Origin of the sequence: Lysobacter sp. K5869, from assembly GCF_018847975.1 — a bacterium.
In the GTDB taxonomy this organism is placed as follows: Bacteria; Pseudomonadota; Gammaproteobacteria; order Xanthomonadales; family Xanthomonadaceae; genus Lysobacter.
The window spans coordinates 3,602,084-3,618,811 of record NZ_CP072597.1 but is presented as its reverse complement, the minus strand read 5'-3'; the positions used below and the strand labels follow the sequence as shown (position 1 = coordinate 3,618,811).

Here is a 16,728-nt window from a genome sequence, read left to right as displayed (position 1 = left end):
GCTAGGGTTCCCGGACCGGGTGCAGCCGCCATGCGCGAGGCGCACGGCGGCTGCGGGTCAGTCTCAGCTTTTCTTGTCGCCCGGATTGCGATAAGCGTTGGGCGTGAACACCCACATGCCCTGGTGCTGCTGCAGATTCCTCATCCTGAAACGGAACTGCAGGCGCAGTCCGAGCAGGCGGAAGATCATTTCATCGCGACGCGCCATCTGGCGCATGATCACGATCACGATGGGCAGCGTCACGATGCAGTACATGTCGACGTAGAACGTAAGGAGCAGGCAAGCGCCCGCTCCGAACGTAAAGGGTACGTACGGCACCCCGATGAACATGGCCGGGCGGGTACAGCCCCGGAACAGCACGTTCTTATGCATAGTTCTGCAGGATGGCCGTCACCAGCGCCGAGCTGGTGTCGGTGCCGACCTTGTCGCCGATCAGCATCTTGGCCAGCTGGCCCGCGGCGCCGATCAGGAAGCCGCCGATCAGGACCGGCGCGACTTCCGACAGACGCTTGTGGGCGAACGCGATGCCGTAACCGGCGAAGATCACCGCGATGGTGACGATCGCGATCGAGGCGATGTTCAGCAGCGAGTTCAGGTTGTTCATGAAGCCGGAAACGCTCTTCTTGGCCTGATCGGCGGTCTGAGCGAAACCGACTTCCGGCAGCGCCAGCAGGGCGACGAACACGGCGGCCATGAGGAAGGCGGAAACGAAGTTCTTGACGTAGATGTTGGAATTCATGAGATATCCCTTCTGTTCGTTGTGGGCGAAATCGAGCTTGGAACGTAGGTGACGCGGTCGGTGGAGAAAAACGGTCGTGCTGATCTAATGACTAATGAGGAACGAAACGGTGGCTGAGCTGGCGTGAAGGTCCGGCGGAATCTGGGCCGGGAAAAGCGAACATCCCTGCTAGAAAACGAAGGCCTGGTCGCCTTGCGAAGGCGGCTTGGCCGGCGCCCTGCCCTGCGGCGCGGCCGGGCCGTGCATCAACGACACGCTGACCGGCTGCTGCGCCTGCACCTGCTGCGGCAGGGCCGCGGCCACGACCGGCGCGACCTGCATCGGCATCGGCTGGGCGGGCAGCGTCTGGGCGACGGCCATGGGCTGGGCCGCGGCGACCGGCATCGGCGCGGGCGCGGCCAACGCGGCGGCGGACAGCGCGGCCTGGGTCGCGGCCGTATCCGGCTCGCGCACGCGCGCGGCGACCATGGATTCGGCGCGGGCGACCGCGGTGCGCCGGCCCGGCGCGTAAGCGGCCGGCGCGGCGGCGGCGCCGGCCTTGGGATTTTCGATCACGGCGATCGCGCCCATTTCGGTCGCGCCGGCCTGGCCGTTGCGCATCGAGGCGTAGATCTTCTGCACGTAGCCGTGGCGGAAACCGGTGACGAAGTTGCCGGAGTAGTAGCAGCTGAAGGACTTGCCCCAATCCTGCGAGCGCTGGTAGCACTCGGCCAGGATGCGCGATCCGGCCTGCAGGTTCGGGCAGACGTCGAAAGCTTTCTCGTAGGAGTCCAGGCCGTACTTGCCGAGGTTGTAGCGATTGACCTGGGCGACGCCGATGGAAAAGTTGTAGCCCCGCCGCTCGAGCATGCGCACGGTGGCGACGGCTTCGGTCAGGGTCTTGGGCTGGCGCACCAGTCGGCCGCCCACTACGCCGATGGCGTAGGGATTGAAGGACGATTCCACGCGCACGACGTGGTGCATCACCTCGTGCGGAACCGCCAAGCCCGTGCAATTTGTAAGTTCGATCCCGGGCAACATTCCCTAGCTCCCCCCGTCCGCCAACCTTGGCGTCACTCCCCGTCCCTTATGAGATGGATAGCGACAAGGCTGCGAACCCAAATCGCCGACGTTATCATTCACGTTGCAGCCAGCTTTGTCAACGACACCCACCCGTACGGCCGTCTCAGTTCGCGGCCAACTGGCGTTCCGGGCTGAAGTCGATGCCGGTGATGAAACGCTGCCCCGCGTGCGCCTTGATGTGCACGACGATGTCGATCGTCAGCATCAACAGGCGCTTGATCACCGCGAACTCCAAACCCGACCCCTCGGCCGACGCCTTCACCATCAACGCCAACTGATCCCAGGTCTGCGCCGTGCTGCCAGCATGGCAGCTGGTGATGGAACCTGGATGACCGGAGGCGCAGTTTCGGATGAAGTAGAACGACTCGTCGCCGCGCAACTCGGCCAGGATGATGCGGTCCGGCTTCATGCGCAGGCACGCTTCCATACAACTCTTGGCCGTGATGTTGCTCGTGCTTTGTCCACCTTTCGAGTAGAGCAAGTGCACGACATTGGGCTGGGTGATGAAGAGCTCGCGAGCATCTTCGATGGTCACCAGACGCTCGTAGTCGGGAATGTGGCCGACCAACGACTTCATGAAAGTCGTCTTGCCGCTGCCGGTGGCGCCGGCGACGACGATGTTCTTCTTGTACTGCACCGCTTTCTTGAAGAATTCGGCGTAGTTGCGCTGGGCGCGGATCTCCAGCAGTTCCTTGTCGTGCTCGGTGATGCTCGCGCCCGACTCCAGGATCTGCTCGAAGAAACCGTCTTCCTGATACTGCTGCAGCGTCTTGTTGTGCTTGGACGGCAAACGGATGGTGATCGACACCTTGTTCGCGTCGCAGGCCGGCGGAATCACGAACTGCGCGCGCTGTCCGGTCGGGAAGGTCAACGAGACCACCGGATCGGCATCGGTGATGCGCTGTCCGGTGTTGCTCTCGTTGACCACCGCGGTACAGAACTGCCGAGCCCGCTCGAAGGTCAGGCTCGGTACGTCCAGGCGCTGCCAACCGCCGCGGGTTTCCAGGTACAGCTCGCCCGGGCGGTTGATGCAGATTTCCGTGACGTCCGGGGAGCTCATGTACTCCAGGATGCCGAGCACCTGGTACTGGTAGTCCAGGAAGTCGTTGGAAATCTGCGCGATCGGTGAATTATCCGAATCCATTGCCTGTAACCGCTCTGTTGCCTGTATCGATCAACGCAGGACCGGCGAGAAGTCCACGTCCTTGGCGACGTAGATGTTCACGATGGTGCCTTGGTTGATGGTGATCGTCGCCGGACGGTTGACGCTCTTGTCCAGGGCCTGGTTCGCCAAACGCTCCATGGCCTGGGCGGTGTTGCTCTCGTACGGCTGGGTGACCACGGTGCCGCCCTGGGTGACGGTGGTGCTTTCCGGACCGTTCTTCGCCGCCGCGTACTTGAACGCGTCGCTGATCAGGCTGATCAGCAGCGCCGAGGCGATGCGGCTGCCCCAGTGCGCGTCGTACTGGCCCGGGATGCCGGCGCCGCCGAGGTTGTCCACGGCCGGGCTGGCCATGTTGACGTCCAGGCCGGTCGGGGTGGTGATGCGATCCCACACCACGGCCACGCGCTTGCTGTCGGTGTTGCCGTTCTGGTAACGGCCGGACACCTTCGAGCCCTTCGGCAGCAGCAGACGGCGGCCGTTGACCGAATAGATCGGCTCGGTCACCACGCACGACGAGAAGCCGGGGATGTCGGTGACGATCCGGGTTTCCATCACGCAGCGGATGTAGGTACCGCGCAGCAGCAGCGTGTCGGGGTTGTACAGCGGCTGAGCCGAGGTCAGGCTGTCGCGGTCGGAGTTGGCCGCGGCACCCTGCCCGGCCTGGGCGCCGCCGGGCTGACCCTGCGCCGCGACCATCGCCAGGTACTGCTGGGTCGGATCGGAGGAGTTCTGGCCGCCGGAACCGCCCTGGCTCTCGCCGAGCATGCGGCGCTCGACCAGGCTGGGACCGCGCTCGACCGGCTGGCCCTCGCCTTCCTGCGGCTGCTGCGCCTGCTGCTGCGGCGGCTGAGCCATCGGGATCGGCTCGACCGGCACCGGATCGGGCGGCAACGGCGGCAGCTGCGGCTGCTGGGTCGCGACCGGCGCGTCCGGCACGCTGATGACTTCCTCGTCGACCTTCTTCGGCTTCTCTTCGCTGCTCGTGGCGCTCTTGAGCAGGAAGAACGCGACCGCCAGCAACAGCAGCACGATGCCGCCGAGGAACAGCAACGCCTTGCGGTTCAGACGCTGGACGTCGGAACTCTTGAGCATCGGCGCGTTGGCGTCCAGATCGGGCGCCGCGGCGGCGCCGCCGGCCTGACCGTAATAAGGGTTGGCGCCGGCGTAGCCGTAGCTGCTGCCGCCATCCTGCGGAGTGCCGTTGTCGGGCTGGCCCGGCTGATTGGGAGGCATGTTTTGGCTCATTTCTGCTTCTTCCTGCGCAGACCGACGACGTTCTTGCCGTGACGGATGGTCAAGTAGGGATACGTGCCGTGCACGATGATGGTGTTGCCCTCGACCGTGGTGTTGACCACGAAGTCTTCGCTGCCCTCGCGCTCGCGTCCGAACACGGCCGGGAAGTTGCCGGTCGGCAAATCCTTGAGCGCGTTGATCTTGATGTAGGTGAACTGGCCGTCGTCGTAGACGTTGGTCGGCACCAGCCAGGATTGCTTCTTACGGCTGGAGAACTGGTAATCGAAGTTGTACAGGCGGTTCTTGTCGAGCGTCGTGTTGAGCTCGGCCGTGGCCTCCTCGGTGCTTTCCTTGGCCGCGGAGAACTCGGTGCCGTTGGGATACACGAACTTGATCTTGTACTGCACGCCGGCCTGCTTGGCCTGCTCCAGCACGCGCCAGTCGGTCGCCACCACCTTCAGTTCCAGGATGTACGAGTGCGTCGTCGTCCGGATCATCATGTTGGTGTCGACGTCGACGTTCTTCGGCTTCAAATAGAAGATGTTGTCGCGACGGCTGAGGTCCCAACCGCTGCTGAAGCCGGTGCTGTAGTCGAGGATGTTCTCGCTCGGGCTCAGCTCGATCTGGGTGGTGATGCCCAGGCCGGTACGCACCTGATAGATGCGATTGGCTTCGTATTCGTATTCCTGCACCACCTGCGCCGAGGCAGGCAGGGCCAGGAAGGAGACCGCCAGCAGCAACAGGGCGGCCAGGCTTTGTTTACGCAAGCAATTCATCGGGTGCTGACTCCATTCGCAGTACCGGTCGGTGCAGGTGCAGGTGCCGCCGGCGCGCCGGCCGGATAGGCGGGATTCGGGGCCGGCGCGACGCCGGGTTGCTGCGGCGCGGTACCGGGCGGGTACGCGGCCGGCGCGGCGCCGGGCTGCTGCGGCACGCCTTGCTGCGGCACGCCTTGCTGCGGAACGCCCGGCTGCGGCGGCACCGTGCCCGGCGGGTACGCGGCGGGCGCGGCGCCCGGCGCCGGCTGAGCGGCGGCCGGTTGGGCCGTGCCCGAGCCGACCGGATAGTCCGGCGGCGGCGGCGGCGCCGGCGCGAAGTCGTTGTCGACGCGGTAGTTGCTGACCTGGAAGCCCAGCGGATTGAGGACGCGGTTGGCGTCGTCCATCTTCAGGTTGGACTTGTAGGTGTATTCGATCGCCGCGATCTTGCTGTCCATCGGCTCCTGGTTGCCCGTGTCCTTGTCGAACAGGGTGCGCTGGAAGCGGACGGTGGCGCTCTTGACCGCGGAGTCGCCGGAATGCAGCTGGATGCTGAGGATGCGCACGCGGATCGTCTTGCTCTTGCCGAACAAGGTGATCGGATTCTGCGGATTGCTGTTGCTGTAGACGATCGAGTACGCCTTGGTCACCTGCGGGGCGCCCATCGCGTACACCGTCGCCCAGTCGCGGTCGCCGATCTGCGAGAAGTCGTAGGATTCGCGCGCCGCCACGAAGTGCGAGATGTTGCTCTTATTGATCGCTTCGTTGGCGGTGATGCTGTTCTGGCTGAAGTCGTCGCGCAGGCGCGCGACCGTGGCCTGACCGGTGTAGGCGTCGGCCATGACCAGATACGGCACCTTTTCCTTCAGCGGCAGGAAGTAGAAGTAACCGCCGGCGAGGATCAGCGACATGATGACGGACGCGAAAGCGACCATCCACGCGCGTTTCTCGCTGCGCCGAGCGATGTCGGCGACGGTGACTTCGTAATTGACCGCCTTGGCGACCGCGTTCTCCACTTGCGGAGTAACGTTCTTGTTCTTTCCGAACATCTGTGCTGCATCCCCTGGGTTTGCGCTGCGCGAGCGGCGGAGCGCGCGCTCCGCTACCCGCCGTTGCCGCGACGCGCGATTACGGCGCCGGCGCGGCCGTGGCCGCCGATCCCGCCGACCGCACCACGATCTGCTCGCCTTCGCGGCTGATCGACACGCCGTGCCCCGCATAGGCGCTGTTGAGCTGCGAGACCGCGTCGGGCAGGCTGGTGGTGTTGATCTGGGACACGCCCTGGAACAGGGTGAAGTCGGAATAGTGCTGGTAATCCAGCTTCAGATTCGCGTCCTTCGCCCAACGGGTGAGCATGTTCTTGAGCGTGCCGTCCATCGGCGACGGGTAGTACACGTAGGACTTGTGCAGCGGAATCTCGTCGGGAACTTCCGCGTAGCGGTTCACCGGCTTCCAGCGGCCGCCGAAGTCGGGCGCCGGACGAGTGGCGCAACCCGCGAGGCCGACCGCCAGGGCGATCGCGATCCACAGACGCGGGCTGGTTGCAATTGAATTTCTCACGCTATCCCCTGCCATAGGTTGATCTTGTACGCGCAGTCGTCCGGTCGGAGCCGCGGCGCGGGCCATTGGGCCATGCGCGCGTGGCGTCCTCGTTGCGGTTATCGGAATTGCGGCGGCCAAACCTGGGCCGACCAAACTGAGACATAGGACACGCCTTGCGATCGAAGGCGTGCGAGTCCTGCCCCCTTTGCGCAAGGCAGCGACTGCATGACCGCGCCGGACGCGCGGCTCACGTAGATCGTTCTGTCCATGAACTCCCCATAGAAAACTACGGCTCTCTCCCGACCGCCTTAACGGCGCTCGTCCTCAAAGAGTAGACCGAACCTGAAGCTTACGACAAGACCGGGTGAGATATCCATCTCAAGAATGCAATTAAAGTGCGACCAAGCGCTTGATTGCTGCATCCAAAGTGGCCTGATTCTTGGCGAAACACAGCCGCACCATACGCTGCCCCACCGGTGGCGACTCGTAGAACGGCGACAGCGGGATCGCGGCGACGCCCTTCTCGATGGTCAGCCAACGGCAGAACGCGGCATCGTCGAGGTCGCTGATTTCGGAGTAATCGACCAGCTGGAAGTAGCCGCCCGGCACCGGCAGCGGCTTGAGCCGCGTGGTCAGCAGCTGCTCGCGGAAACCGTCGCGCTTGGTCTCGTAGAACGCGCCGAGCTGCCGGTAGTGCTCCGGTTCGGCCTGGATCATCTCGGCAAAGGCCCATTGGGCCGGAGCGAAACTGCAAAAGCTATTGTACTGATGGACTTTGCGCAGCTCGGCCGACAACGCCGGCGGTGCGATGCAGTACCCGATCTTCCAGCCGGTGCAGTGGTAGGTCTTGCCGAAGCTCGACACCACGAAGGCGCGTTCGCGCAGGTGCGGGTAGCGCAGCACCGATTCGTGGCGGCGGCCGTCGAAGACGATGTGCTCGTAGACCTCGTCGGAGATCAGCCACACGCCGGTGGACGCGACGATTTCGCTGAGCCGGGCGATGTCGTCGGCGTCGAACATCGCGCCGGACGGGTTGTGCGGCGAGTTGATCATCAGCAGGCGGGTGTTCGGGCCGATGGCGGCGCGCACCCGGTCCCAATCGACGGCGAAGGTGACCGGATCCAGCGGCACGTGCACGGCGCGGCCGCCGGCCAGATCGATCGCCGGCTCGTAGCAGTCGTAGCACGGGTCGAGCACCACGACCTCCTCGCCCGGACGCACCACCGCCTGGACCGCGTCGAAGATCGCTTCGCTGGCGCCGGAGACCACGGTGATCTCGCTGTCGGCGTCGGGACGGTAGCCGTAGCAGGCTTCGGTCTTGTCGGCGATGGCCTGGCGCAGCGCCGGCACGCCGGTCATCGGCGCGTACTGGTTCTTGCCCTCGGCCATCGCCCGCGCCAGCGCGTCGACCAATCGCTGGGGCACGTCGAAGTCGGGGAAGCCCTGGCCGAGGTTGACCGCCTGGTGCTCGAGCGCGAGCTGCGACATCACGGTGAAGATGGTGGTACCGACTTTCGGCAGCTTGGTGGCGAGGGTCATGGGCGAAGCGGGCCGCGCGATGGAAAGGACCGAGTGTACGAAAACCGTGTTGCCGCCGGTGAGACGCGGTGAGGCGGCGGCGATGACGCGTGGGCATGTGGCTATCGCCGCGCGCGACTGGACAGGCCGCGCGGCCCGCCCGTCGGCCGGATTTGCGCACGGCCGTGCCGGCCGCGACACTGGCCGCATGCGCGAACTGCAAGTGGTCGACGCCGCCGAACTGGCCCTGGCCTACGCCGCCGCCGAATACGCGGTGGCCTTGGACGGCGACGCCCTGCCCCTGCGCGTGGGCCGCCCCGCGCGCGACCTGGAAGCGTATTGGCCGGCCGGGCGCTATCTGTTCGTCAGCGCCTGGAACCCGGCCTCGCAGCCGCATTCCGACAGCGCCAACCAAGCCGCCGACGAGCGCCTGATCGCGCGCCTGGACGCCGCCGGCGTGCAGCGCCACGCGGCCTGGGCGCAGGATCAGGCCGGACGCTGGCGCGAACCCGGCTGGCTGCTGGCCGATCTGGACGACACCGCCGGCAACGCGCTGGCACGCGAGTTCGGTCAGGCCGGGGTGCTGGCGTGGCAGCGCGGCGAGCCGGTGCGGCTGCGCATGCTGATCGCGCGGCCGGACGAGGCCGCGGCGAGCGAGCATACGGAGTGGGTCGGCGACTGAGGCGGCGAGTTACTCCCGCCGCCGGACCTTCTTGATCGAATCGAGCCGCTCGCCCCGCCCTCAATCGTCGTCGCAGCCCATCTCGCGCCGCTCCCGCTCATGGCGCGCCTCGGCCTCGCGAGTGCCCTTGAGATTCTTGGACAGCAAATCCTGCCCCTCCAAGGACGCCTCCTCGACCACGAACAGCACATGCGCTCTCGCATCGGTGACGGCCTGGTCGCGCTCGCCGATCAGCACCTCGAACCGCCCATCGCCGGTGGGCCGCACCGGCCGGTGGCCTTCGAACTTCGCCGGCCCCAGGGGTTCGACGCCGCTGCTGCGCAGATGCGCCAGCGCCGCGGCGTCGTCGTGGCCGGTGGCGAGGTAGGTGCTTTCGTAACCCTCCGCGTCGATTCCCGGGCACGAGTACACCCGCGACTTCTTGAGCTTTTCGATCTTGTCCCTGGCCATGTCCCCTCGCGACGGCGCCGATCAGCCGCCGAGAGTGGGCGGGGCCGCCCCGCGCCGCAAGTCCCGGCGCGGCCCTCACTGAACACGGCGACTCGCATAAACTGCGCGATCCGCGGCCCGCCGGCCGCACGCCCGACGGTGACCGCCCTGCACTCCGCCGCCCCACCGCTGCTGCAAGCCCGCGGCCTGCGCTTCGCGCGCAACGACGAGCCTGTGTTCGGGCCGCTGGATTTCGCGGTCGAGGCCGGCGAGGCCTTGCTGGTGCAGGGCGACAACGGCGCCGGCAAGACCACCTTATTAAGAGTGTTGGCCGGGCTGCTGCGCGCCGACGACGGCCGGATCGCGCTGGAGGGCGAGCCGGCCGACCCGATGCGGCGCGCCCGCGCGATCGCTTATCTGAGCCACCTGCCCGGCCTCAAGGCCGACCTGACCGCGGTGGAGAACCTCGACTTCCTGTGCGGCCTGCACGGCCGCCGCCCCAGCCAGAACCCGGCGCGCGCGCTGGCCACGGTCGGGCTGGCCGGCTACGAGGACGCGCTGGCGCGGCAACTCTCGGCCGGACAGAAGAAACGCCTGTCGCTGGCGCGGCTGTGGATGTCGCCGGCGCCGCTGTGGCTGCTCGACGAGCCTTACGCCAATCTGGATCTGGAAGGCATCGAACTGGTCAACCGCATGGTCCAGGCGCATCTGCGCGAAGGCGGCGCCGCGCTGGTCACCACCCACGGCGCCTATGCCGCCCCGCCGGTGCGCACCCGCCTGCTGATGCTGGAGAAGGCCGCATGAGCGCGCCCGTCGAACCGGCCCGCGCCGCGTCGCCGTCCCAGGCCGCGCCGGCTCACGCCGCGCCCGCGCAAGGCGCGGCGCCCCATGCCGCCGCGCCCGGCCTGCTCGGCGCCGCCCGCGCGCTGATCGCGCGCGACCTGCGCCTGCTCTGGCGCCGCCGCGGCGATGCCCTGCAACCGGCGCTGTTCGCGTTGTTGATGGTGGCGTTGTTCGCATTGGCGCTGGGCGGCGATCACGCGGCGTTGGCCAAGGTCGCCGCCGGGGTGCTGTGGCTGGCCTGCCTGTTGGCCGGTTTGCTGGCGCTGGACAGCCTATTCCGCGGCGACGCCGACGACGGCTCGCTGGAACAATGGATGCTGGCGCCGGTGCCGCTGGGTTGGTTGGTGGCGGTACGCACCTTCACCCACTGGGCGACGACCTCGCTGCCGCTATTGGTCGCCGCGCCGGTGCTGGGCGAATTGCTGTACCTGCCGCGCGAGCAATTGCCGGTGTTGATGCTGTCGCTGGCGCTGGGCACGCCGGTGCTGAGCCTGCTCGGCGCGGTGGTCGCCGCGCTGACGGTCGGGATGCGGCGCTCTGGTATCCTCGTGGCCTTGCTGGCTTTGCCGCTGTACGTGCCGGTGCTGGTGTTCGGCGCCGGCAGCGTGGCGCGGGCGGCCCAGGGATTGGACCCGGTCGGCGGCTTGTTGCTGCTGGCCGCGATCCTGGCGGTCGCATTGCTGCTGGCGCCGCTGGCGGCGGCTGCGGCGATCCGCATCGCGTTGAACTGACGCCGCCGCGGCATAGTCGGACCTTCTGTCTTCAGCCCGCGCGCTTCCGGCGCGCCCCAACCGTCCAGGCCGCCGCGGCGACCCAGACGCCACACCGCGAACGAACCGCCGAATGAATCCGCTCGTCCTGTGGTTCCACAAACTCGGCTCGCCGCCCGTCTTCGACCGCTTCGCCGCGCGCTGGGCGCCTTGGGGTTACGGCCTGGGCCTGCTGGTCATGGCCTGGGGCATCTACGGCGCCTTGTTCGTGGCGCCGCCGCACAGCGAGCAGCTCGACGGTTTCCGCATCTTCTACATCCACGTGCCCAGCGCCTGGATGAGCCTGGCGGTGTTCGCGCTGATGGCGATCTATGCGGCCATCGCCCTGGTCTGGCGGATCAAGCTGTGCGAGATCCTGGCCATGGCCTGCGCGCCGATCGGCGCCGGCTTCACCCTGATCACCCTGGCCACCGGCTCGATCTGGGGCAAGCCGATGTGGGGCACGTGGTGGGAATGGGATCCGCGTCTGACCACCGAACTCATTCTTCTGTTTTTGTACCTGGGCGTGATCGGCCTGTACCACGCCATCGACGACCGCCGCAACGCGGCGCGCGCGGCCGGGCTGCTGGCCATCGTCGGTGTGGCGCTGCTGCCGGTGATCCGTTATTCGGTGGTGTGGTGGAACTCGCTGCACCAGGGCTCGACCATCAACATGTTCGGCCAATCGCACATGGACCCCAGCATGCTGCCGCCGCTGATCTGGCTGTTGATCGGCACCAAGCTGTGGTTCGTCGGCGCCCTGCTCGCCCGCGCGCGCGCCGACAACCTGCGCCGCGAATCGGGCAAGGCCTGGGTCGCCGAACTCGCGCAAGGCGCGCCGGCGGCGGAGAAGCGCGCATGACCCACGTCCCGTATCTGATCGGCGCCTACAGCGTGTTCGTCGTGGTGTTGGCCTGGGATTACCTCGCCACCCACCTGCGCATCCGCCGCGAACTGCGCCTCGCCCGCCAGCGCGCCGAGCGCGCGCAGGCCCGCCCCGCGTCGCGCGACGACGCCACCACCGAGTTGAGCCGATGAATCCGACCCGCCGCCGCCGTCTGCTGTGGGTGCTCGGGCTGGTCGCCGCCGCCGGCGCGGCCACCGCCCTGGTCGCCACCGCCTTGCAGCGCAACATCGCCTACCTCTACACGCCCAGCGAAATCCTGCGCGGCGAAGCCGGCGGGCATGCGCGCTTCCGCCTCGGCGGCATGGTCGCGGCCGGTTCGTTCCAGCGCGCGCCGGGTTCGCTCGACACCAGCTTCCGGGTTACCGACGGCGACGCGCAGATGCCGGTGAAGTACACCGGCATCCTGCCCGACCTGTTCCGCGAGAAGCAGGCCGTGGTCGCCACCGGCCGCATGCAGGGCGACACCTTCGTGGCCGAGGAGATCCTGGCCAAGCACGACGAGACCTACATGCCCAAGGAAGTGGCCGACAAGATGGGCCAGGCGCACAAGAAGCACGATGTCGCGGCGCCCGGCGGCAAGGAGGCCGCGCGTTGATCGCGGCGGACGCGGCCGCGCCGTCGCCGCACGCTCGCCGCGCGCGCTTGCGCGGCGCCCGCCGCGCGGACCTCGCCGGCCCGGTTCTTTCCCTCTTGCATAAGGCGCCGCTCCATGCTGCCTGAACTCGGCCAGATCGCCCTCATCCTCGCCCTGCTGATCTCGCTGCTGCAGGCGGCGCTGCCGCTGATCGGCGCGCAGCGCGGCATCGATTCGTGGATGGCGCTGGCGCGGCCGGCGGCGTATTCGCAACTGGTCCTGGTCGCGTTCGCGTTCGCGATCCTCACCCAGGCCTTCGTCGCCCAGGATTTTTCGCTGCGCTACGTCGCCGAGAACAGCAACTCGCTGCTGCCGGTGGCCTACCGCTACTCGGCGGTGTGGGGCGCGCACGAAGGCTCGCTGCTGCTGTGGGCGCTGGTGCTGGCGCTGTGGACCGGCGCGGTGGCGCGCTTCTCGCAGGCCTTGCCGGCGCCGGTGATCGCGCGCGTGCTCGGCGTGATGGGCATCGTCAGCGTCGGCTTCCTGGCCTTCCTGATCTTCACCAGCAATCCGTTCGCGCGCCTGCTGCCGGCGGTGGCGGAAGGCCGCGACCTCAATCCGCTGCTGCAGGATCCCGGCCTCATCATCCACCCGCCGATGCTCTACGCCGGCTACGTCGGCTTCAGCGTGCCGTTCGCCTTCGCCATCGCCGCGCTGCTCGACGGCCGCATCGACGCGCGCTGGCTGCGCTGGACCCGGCCGTGGACCAACGTCGCCTGGGCCTTCCTCACCCTCGGCATCGCCCTGGGCTCGTGGTGGGCGTACTACGAACTGGGCTGGGGCGGCTGGTGGTTCTGGGATCCGGTCGAGAACGCCAGCTTCATGCCGTGGCTGGCCGGCGCGGCGCTGCTGCATTCGCAAGCGGTGACCGAAAAGCGCGGCAGCTTCCGCGGCTGGACCTTGCTGCTGGCGATCGCCGCGTTCTCGCTGTCGCTGCTCGGCACCTTCCTGGTCCGCTCCGGCGTGCTGACCAGCGTGCACGCCTTCGCCGCCGATCCCTCGCGCGGCTTGTTCGTGCTGATCTTCCTCGGCGTCGTCATCGGCGGCTCGCTGCTGCTGTACGCGCTGCGCGCGCCGTCGGCGCAGGACGATCCGGGCAAGCCGTTCGAGTTCTCCTCGCGCGAAACCCTGCTGCTGGCCAACAACCTGCTGCTGACCACGGCCTGCGCGATGGTCTTGCTCGGCACGCTGTATCCGCTGCTCGCCGACTCGCTCGACCTCGGCAAGATTTCGGTCGGCCCGCCCTACTTCGCGCTGATGTTCGTGCTGCTGATGGCGCCGCTGGTGCTGCTGCTGCCGTTCGGCCCGCTGTTCCGCTGGCAGCGCGAACAGGCCTCGCGCCCGGCGGCGATGCTGGTGCCGTGGGCGGGCGTCGCCATCGGCGCGGCGATCGCGGCGTTCTTCCTCGCCCCGCAAGGCCCGCTCAAGGTCGCCGCCGGCGTCGGCGGCGCGCTGTGGGTCGCGGCCGGCACCGCGCGTTTCGTGTGGACGCGCCTGCGCGGCGACGGCGCCCGGCCCGGGGCCAAGCGCTTCACCGCCGAAATGCTCGGCATGACCCTGGCGCATTTCGGCGTCGCGGTGTTCCTGGTCGGCGCGTTGCTGGTCGAAGGGCTCAGCGTGCAGCGCGAAGTCGCGCTGGCGCCGGGCAAGAGCCTGGATCTGGGCCGCTATTCGTTCCGTTTCGACAGCGTCAAGCACAGCATCGGCCCGAACTACGAAGCCGATTACGGCACCGTCACCGTGTTCGACGGCGATCGCGAGCTGACCGTGCTGCACCCGGAAAAGCGCGCCTACGCCAGCGGCGGCCAGGTGATGACCGAAGCGGCGATTTCGCGCGGCGTCACCCGCGACTTGTACGTCGCGCTCGGCGAGCCGCTCGGCAACGGCGCCTGGGCGGTGCGCGTGCACATCAAGCCGTTCGTGCGCTGGGTCTGGCTCGGCGCGCTGATGATGATGCTCGGCGGCTTCGTCGCCGCGGCCGACCGGCGCTTCCGGGTCAAGGCCGACGCGCGCGCGGGCGCGGCGCCGCGGCCGCGCGAACCGATCGACGCCGCAGGCACCATCGCAGGAGAGCAACACGCATGAACACCCCCGCCCCCCACAACGGCGCGCGCCGCGACAAGGCCCGCTGGCTGCCGCTGGCGGTGTTCGGCGCGCTGGCGGTCCTGCTCGCGGCCGGCGTGTGGCTCAGCCGCAATCCCGACCGCGAGAAACTGCCCTCGCCGCTGATCGGCAAGCCGGCGCCGCACTTCTCGCTGCCGGTGCTGCACGAAGCCGGGCGCTTGCTCTCGACCGAAGACCTGCGCGGCGCGCCGTACCTGCTCAACGTCTGGGGCAGTTGGTGCCCGGCCTGCCGCGACGAACACCCGGTGCTGACCCGTTTCGCCGAAACCAAGCGCCTGCGCGTGGTCGGCTTCAACTGGAAGGACGAACACGCCGACGCGCTGCGCTGGCTGGAAGAGTTCGGCAATCCGTACTTCGTCGTGGTCGCCGATTACGAAGGCAAGGCGGCGATCGACTGGGGCATCTACGGCGCGCCGGAAACCTTCCTGGTCGACGCCCAGGGCGTGGTGCGCTGGAAGTTCGTCGGGCCGCTGACCGACAAGGTCGTCCGCGACGAACTGATCCCGCAGCTCGACGCGCTCGGGAAGACGCGATGAGCGATAGCCACCGCCGCGCCGCCGCGCGAGGCCGCCGCCGTGTCGTCGCCGCGCTGCGCAACGCGGCCGCCGCCGTCGCGTTGACGTTCGCGCTCTGCGCGCCGCTGTCGGCGCAACCGGCCAACGATCCCGCGCCGCTGCGCTACAACGATCCCGCCGAGGAACGCCGCTTCCACGACCTGGTCGCCGAACTGCGCTGCGTGATGTGCCAGAACCAGTCGCTGGCCGATTCCAACGCCCAGATCGCCCACGATCTGCGCCGCGAAGTGCTCGACCTGATGCGCCAGGGCAAGAGCGACGCGCAGATCAAGGAGTTCCTGGTCGACCGCTACGGCGAGTTCGTGCTCTACCGTCCTCGTGTTGAATCCAAGACCTGGCTGCTGTGGTTCGGGCCGGTGCTGGTGTTGCTGGCCGGCGGTTTCGTGGTGCTGCGGCTGGCGCGTTCGCGCTCGCACGCGGCCGGCCCGGACGACGGCACGCGCACAGACCTGGCGCGCAACGAGCGCAGCGACGAGGATCAGGAATGGTGATGGCGGTGACGATGGGTTCGGGTTCCACCGCGGTGTTCGCCGCGGCGGGCGCGGCGTTGGTGCTGTTCGTGCTCGGCTACGCGCTGCATCCGCTGTGGCGCGCGCGTCCGGCGCTGGGCGCGGGCCTGGGCGCGGGCCTCGCGCTGGCGACGCTGGCGCTGTACCTCGGCCTGGGCACGCCGCGCGCGCTCGAACCCGAACAACGCCGCGCGCCCAAGACCTTGGCCGACGCGGTCACCCAGCTCGAAGCCGAACTGGAACGCGACCCGAACCAGATCGAAGGCTGGCGCCTGCTCGCCAGCGCCTACACCGCCGAGGGGCTGGCGGTGAAGGCCCGCGACGCCTACGCGCGCGCGCTCAAGCTCGCCCCCGACAATCCCGACCTGCTCGCCGAAGCCGCCGAGGCGCGCGCCCTGGCCACGCGCGAGCGCCGCTTCGACGAAGACGCGGTGCGCATGCTCGAACACGCGCTGGAGCAACAGCCCATGCACCAGCGCGCGCGCTGGTTCCTCGGCATCGCCCAGCGTCAGGCCGACCGCCCCGGCGACGCGGCCAAGACCTGGGAACCGCTGCTGGCGGTGGTCCAGGCCGGCACCGCGGCCAGCCTGCTCGATCAGATCAACGGCGCGCGCAAGGACGCCGGCCTGGAGCCGCTGGCGCCGCCGAACGCGGGCGCCGCGGCCGGCAACGCGGCCGCGAGCGGCCCCGGGCTCAAGGTCCGGGTCGAACTCGCGCCCGCGCTCAAGGCCAAGCTGCCGGCCAGCGCCAGCGTGTTCGTGCTCGCGCGCCAGGACGGCGGCCCGCCGATGCCGGTCGCGGTCGAAAAGCACCCACTCGGCGCGTTCCCGCTCGAGGTCCGCCTGGACGACGGCGACAGCCCGATGCCGACGATGAAGCTCTCGCAGCTGCCCAAGGTGCAGGTGCTGGCGCGCGTCTCCGCGTCGGGCAACGCGATTCCGCAGCCGGGCGATTTGGCCTCGGCGCCGCAAACCGTCGCCAGCGACCGCAAGGACACCGTGGTCGTGACCATCGACCGCGTGGTCGAGTAAGCGCCGCGCCGGCAGCGAAGACTTCGGTCCCGGGACATGGCGCCGCGTTCGCACCGACCATCCCCGACGTCATAAGCGCCCGCGCACCGCAACGATCGGACGACTCCCGCCATATCGCGATAACGCAACCGCAGTTCCGGTCGCACCCGCGCCCCGCGACGATGGTTTAGGCTGCACCGCGACCGCCGCCGCGCCCCGCGCGCGGCCGCCGCACACGACCCACCCGTT

The 16,728-nt window shown here is 68.4% G+C and carries 20 protein-coding genes; 10 read left to right on the top strand and 10 right to left on the bottom strand.

Going from position 1 to position 16,728, the window contains the following annotated elements; genetic code table 11:
- Nucleotides 1–63 precede the first annotated feature (63 nt).
- The 9 genes from J5226_RS15835 to J5226_RS15795 all read right to left on the bottom strand — a co-directional run bounded on the left by J5226_RS15835 (nucleotide 64) and on the right by J5226_RS15795 (nucleotide 8,038).
- Nucleotides 64–372 carry a VirB3 family type IV secretion system protein gene (locus tag J5226_RS15835; protein WP_215835405.1) on the bottom strand — a complete coding sequence of 103 codons (309 nt, stop codon included), beginning with the start codon at nucleotides 370–372 and terminating at the stop codon, nucleotides 64–66.
- Nucleotides 365–739: a TrbC/VirB2 family protein gene (locus tag J5226_RS15830; RefSeq protein WP_215835404.1), complete on the bottom strand. Its 375-nt coding sequence runs from the start codon at nucleotides 737–739 to the stop codon at nucleotides 365–367. The genes J5226_RS15835 and J5226_RS15830 overlap by 8 nt, the downstream gene beginning before the upstream one ends.
- A gap of 168 nt (nucleotides 740–907) precedes the next feature.
- Nucleotides 908–1,759, bottom strand: coding sequence for a lytic transglycosylase domain-containing protein (locus J5226_RS15825; protein ID WP_215835403.1), 852 nt, complete (start codon nucleotides 1,757–1,759; stop codon nucleotides 908–910).
- A 145-nt stretch (nucleotides 1,760–1,904) separates the two neighbouring features.
- Nucleotides 1,905–2,945 carry a P-type DNA transfer ATPase VirB11 gene (gene virB11 / locus J5226_RS15820; RefSeq protein WP_215835402.1) on the bottom strand — a complete coding sequence of 347 codons (1,041 nt, stop codon included), beginning with the start codon at nucleotides 2,943–2,945 and terminating at the stop codon, nucleotides 1,905–1,907.
- A 30-nt stretch (nucleotides 2,946–2,975) separates the two neighbouring features.
- Entirely contained in the window at nucleotides 2,976–4,211 is a 1,236-nt protein-coding gene (locus J5226_RS15815) for a TrbI/VirB10 family protein (RefSeq protein ID WP_215835401.1), read from the bottom strand.
- The gene (locus tag J5226_RS15810) at nucleotides 4,208–4,975 is read right to left on the bottom strand and encodes a TrbG/VirB9 family P-type conjugative transfer protein (protein ID WP_215835400.1); all 768 of its coding nucleotides are present in this window, start codon (nucleotides 4,973–4,975) and stop codon (nucleotides 4,208–4,210) included. The genes J5226_RS15815 and J5226_RS15810 overlap by 4 nt, the downstream gene beginning before the upstream one ends.
- On the bottom strand, nucleotides 4,972–6,006 hold the full coding sequence (locus tag J5226_RS15805) for a type IV secretion system protein (RefSeq protein WP_215835399.1): 1,035 nt from the start codon (nucleotides 6,004–6,006) through the stop codon (nucleotides 4,972–4,974). Before J5226_RS15805 ends, J5226_RS15810 begins: the two co-directional genes overlap by 4 nt.
- 79 nt (nucleotides 6,007–6,085) lie before the next feature.
- The gene (locus J5226_RS15800; RefSeq protein ID WP_255322813.1) at nucleotides 6,086–6,517 is read right to left on the bottom strand and encodes a toxin co-regulated pilus biosynthesis Q family protein; all 432 of its coding nucleotides are present in this window, start codon (nucleotides 6,515–6,517) and stop codon (nucleotides 6,086–6,088) included.
- Between the two features lie 372 nt (nucleotides 6,518–6,889).
- The gene (locus J5226_RS15795) at nucleotides 6,890–8,038 is read right to left on the bottom strand and encodes a pyridoxal phosphate-dependent aminotransferase (protein ID WP_215835397.1); all 1,149 of its coding nucleotides are present in this window, start codon (nucleotides 8,036–8,038) and stop codon (nucleotides 6,890–6,892) included.
- Between the two features lie 187 nt (nucleotides 8,039–8,225).
- On the opposite strand from J5226_RS15795, the gene J5226_RS15790 reads away from it, so the two are divergent.
- A complete protein-coding gene (locus tag J5226_RS15790) occupies nucleotides 8,226–8,699 on the top strand; it encodes a DUF3293 domain-containing protein (RefSeq protein ID WP_215835396.1) in 474 nt (157 codons plus the stop codon).
- 60 nt (nucleotides 8,700–8,759) lie between these two features.
- Here J5226_RS15790 and J5226_RS25450 read toward each other — a convergent pair whose 3' ends face one another.
- Nucleotides 8,760–9,149 carry a hypothetical protein gene (locus J5226_RS25450; protein WP_255322812.1) on the bottom strand — a complete coding sequence of 130 codons (390 nt, stop codon included), beginning with the start codon at nucleotides 9,147–9,149 and terminating at the stop codon, nucleotides 8,760–8,762.
- Nucleotides 9,150–9,287: 138 nt separating this feature from the next.
- On the opposite strand from J5226_RS25450, the gene ccmA reads away from it, so the two are divergent.
- The 9 genes from ccmA (at nucleotide 9,288) to J5226_RS15745 (ending at nucleotide 16,500) form a co-directional block, all read left to right on the top strand.
- Nucleotides 9,288–9,932, top strand: a complete 645-nt coding sequence (ccmA, locus tag J5226_RS15785) for a heme ABC exporter ATP-binding protein CcmA (protein WP_255322811.1) — start codon at nucleotides 9,288–9,290, stop codon at nucleotides 9,930–9,932.
- Complete coding sequence (gene ccmB, locus J5226_RS15780; protein WP_215835395.1) at nucleotides 9,929–10,702, top strand: heme exporter protein CcmB; 774 nt, start codon at nucleotides 9,929–9,931, stop codon at nucleotides 10,700–10,702. The genes ccmA and ccmB overlap by 4 nt, the downstream gene beginning before the upstream one ends.
- A gap of 112 nt (nucleotides 10,703–10,814) precedes the next feature.
- Nucleotides 10,815–11,582, top strand: a complete 768-nt coding sequence (locus tag J5226_RS15775; RefSeq protein WP_215835394.1) for a heme ABC transporter permease — start codon at nucleotides 10,815–10,817, stop codon at nucleotides 11,580–11,582.
- Nucleotides 11,579–11,758, top strand: coding sequence for a heme exporter protein CcmD (locus J5226_RS15770; protein ID WP_215835393.1), 180 nt, complete (start codon nucleotides 11,579–11,581; stop codon nucleotides 11,756–11,758). Before J5226_RS15775 ends, J5226_RS15770 begins: the two co-directional genes overlap by 4 nt.
- Nucleotides 11,755–12,222 (top strand): cytochrome c maturation protein CcmE, encoded by a 468-nt coding sequence (gene ccmE / locus J5226_RS15765; RefSeq protein WP_215835392.1) that lies wholly within the window; start codon nucleotides 11,755–11,757, stop codon nucleotides 12,220–12,222. The genes J5226_RS15770 and ccmE overlap by 4 nt, the downstream gene beginning before the upstream one ends.
- 114 nt (nucleotides 12,223–12,336) lie before the next feature.
- Entirely contained in the window at nucleotides 12,337–14,346 is a 2,010-nt protein-coding gene (locus J5226_RS15760) for a heme lyase CcmF/NrfE family subunit (RefSeq protein ID WP_215835391.1), read from the top strand.
- The gene (locus J5226_RS15755) at nucleotides 14,343–14,921 is read left to right on the top strand and encodes a DsbE family thiol:disulfide interchange protein (RefSeq protein WP_215835390.1); all 579 of its coding nucleotides are present in this window, start codon (nucleotides 14,343–14,345) and stop codon (nucleotides 14,919–14,921) included. Before J5226_RS15760 ends, J5226_RS15755 begins: the two co-directional genes overlap by 4 nt.
- Nucleotides 14,918–15,451, top strand: coding sequence for a cytochrome c-type biogenesis protein (locus J5226_RS15750; protein ID WP_215835389.1), 534 nt, complete (start codon nucleotides 14,918–14,920; stop codon nucleotides 15,449–15,451). The genes J5226_RS15755 and J5226_RS15750 overlap by 4 nt, the downstream gene beginning before the upstream one ends.
- A complete protein-coding gene (locus J5226_RS15745; protein ID WP_255322810.1) occupies nucleotides 15,451–16,500 on the top strand; it encodes a tetratricopeptide repeat protein in 1,050 nt (349 codons plus the stop codon). The genes J5226_RS15750 and J5226_RS15745 overlap by 1 nt, the downstream gene beginning before the upstream one ends.
- Nucleotides 16,501–16,728: the final 228 nt, after the last annotated feature.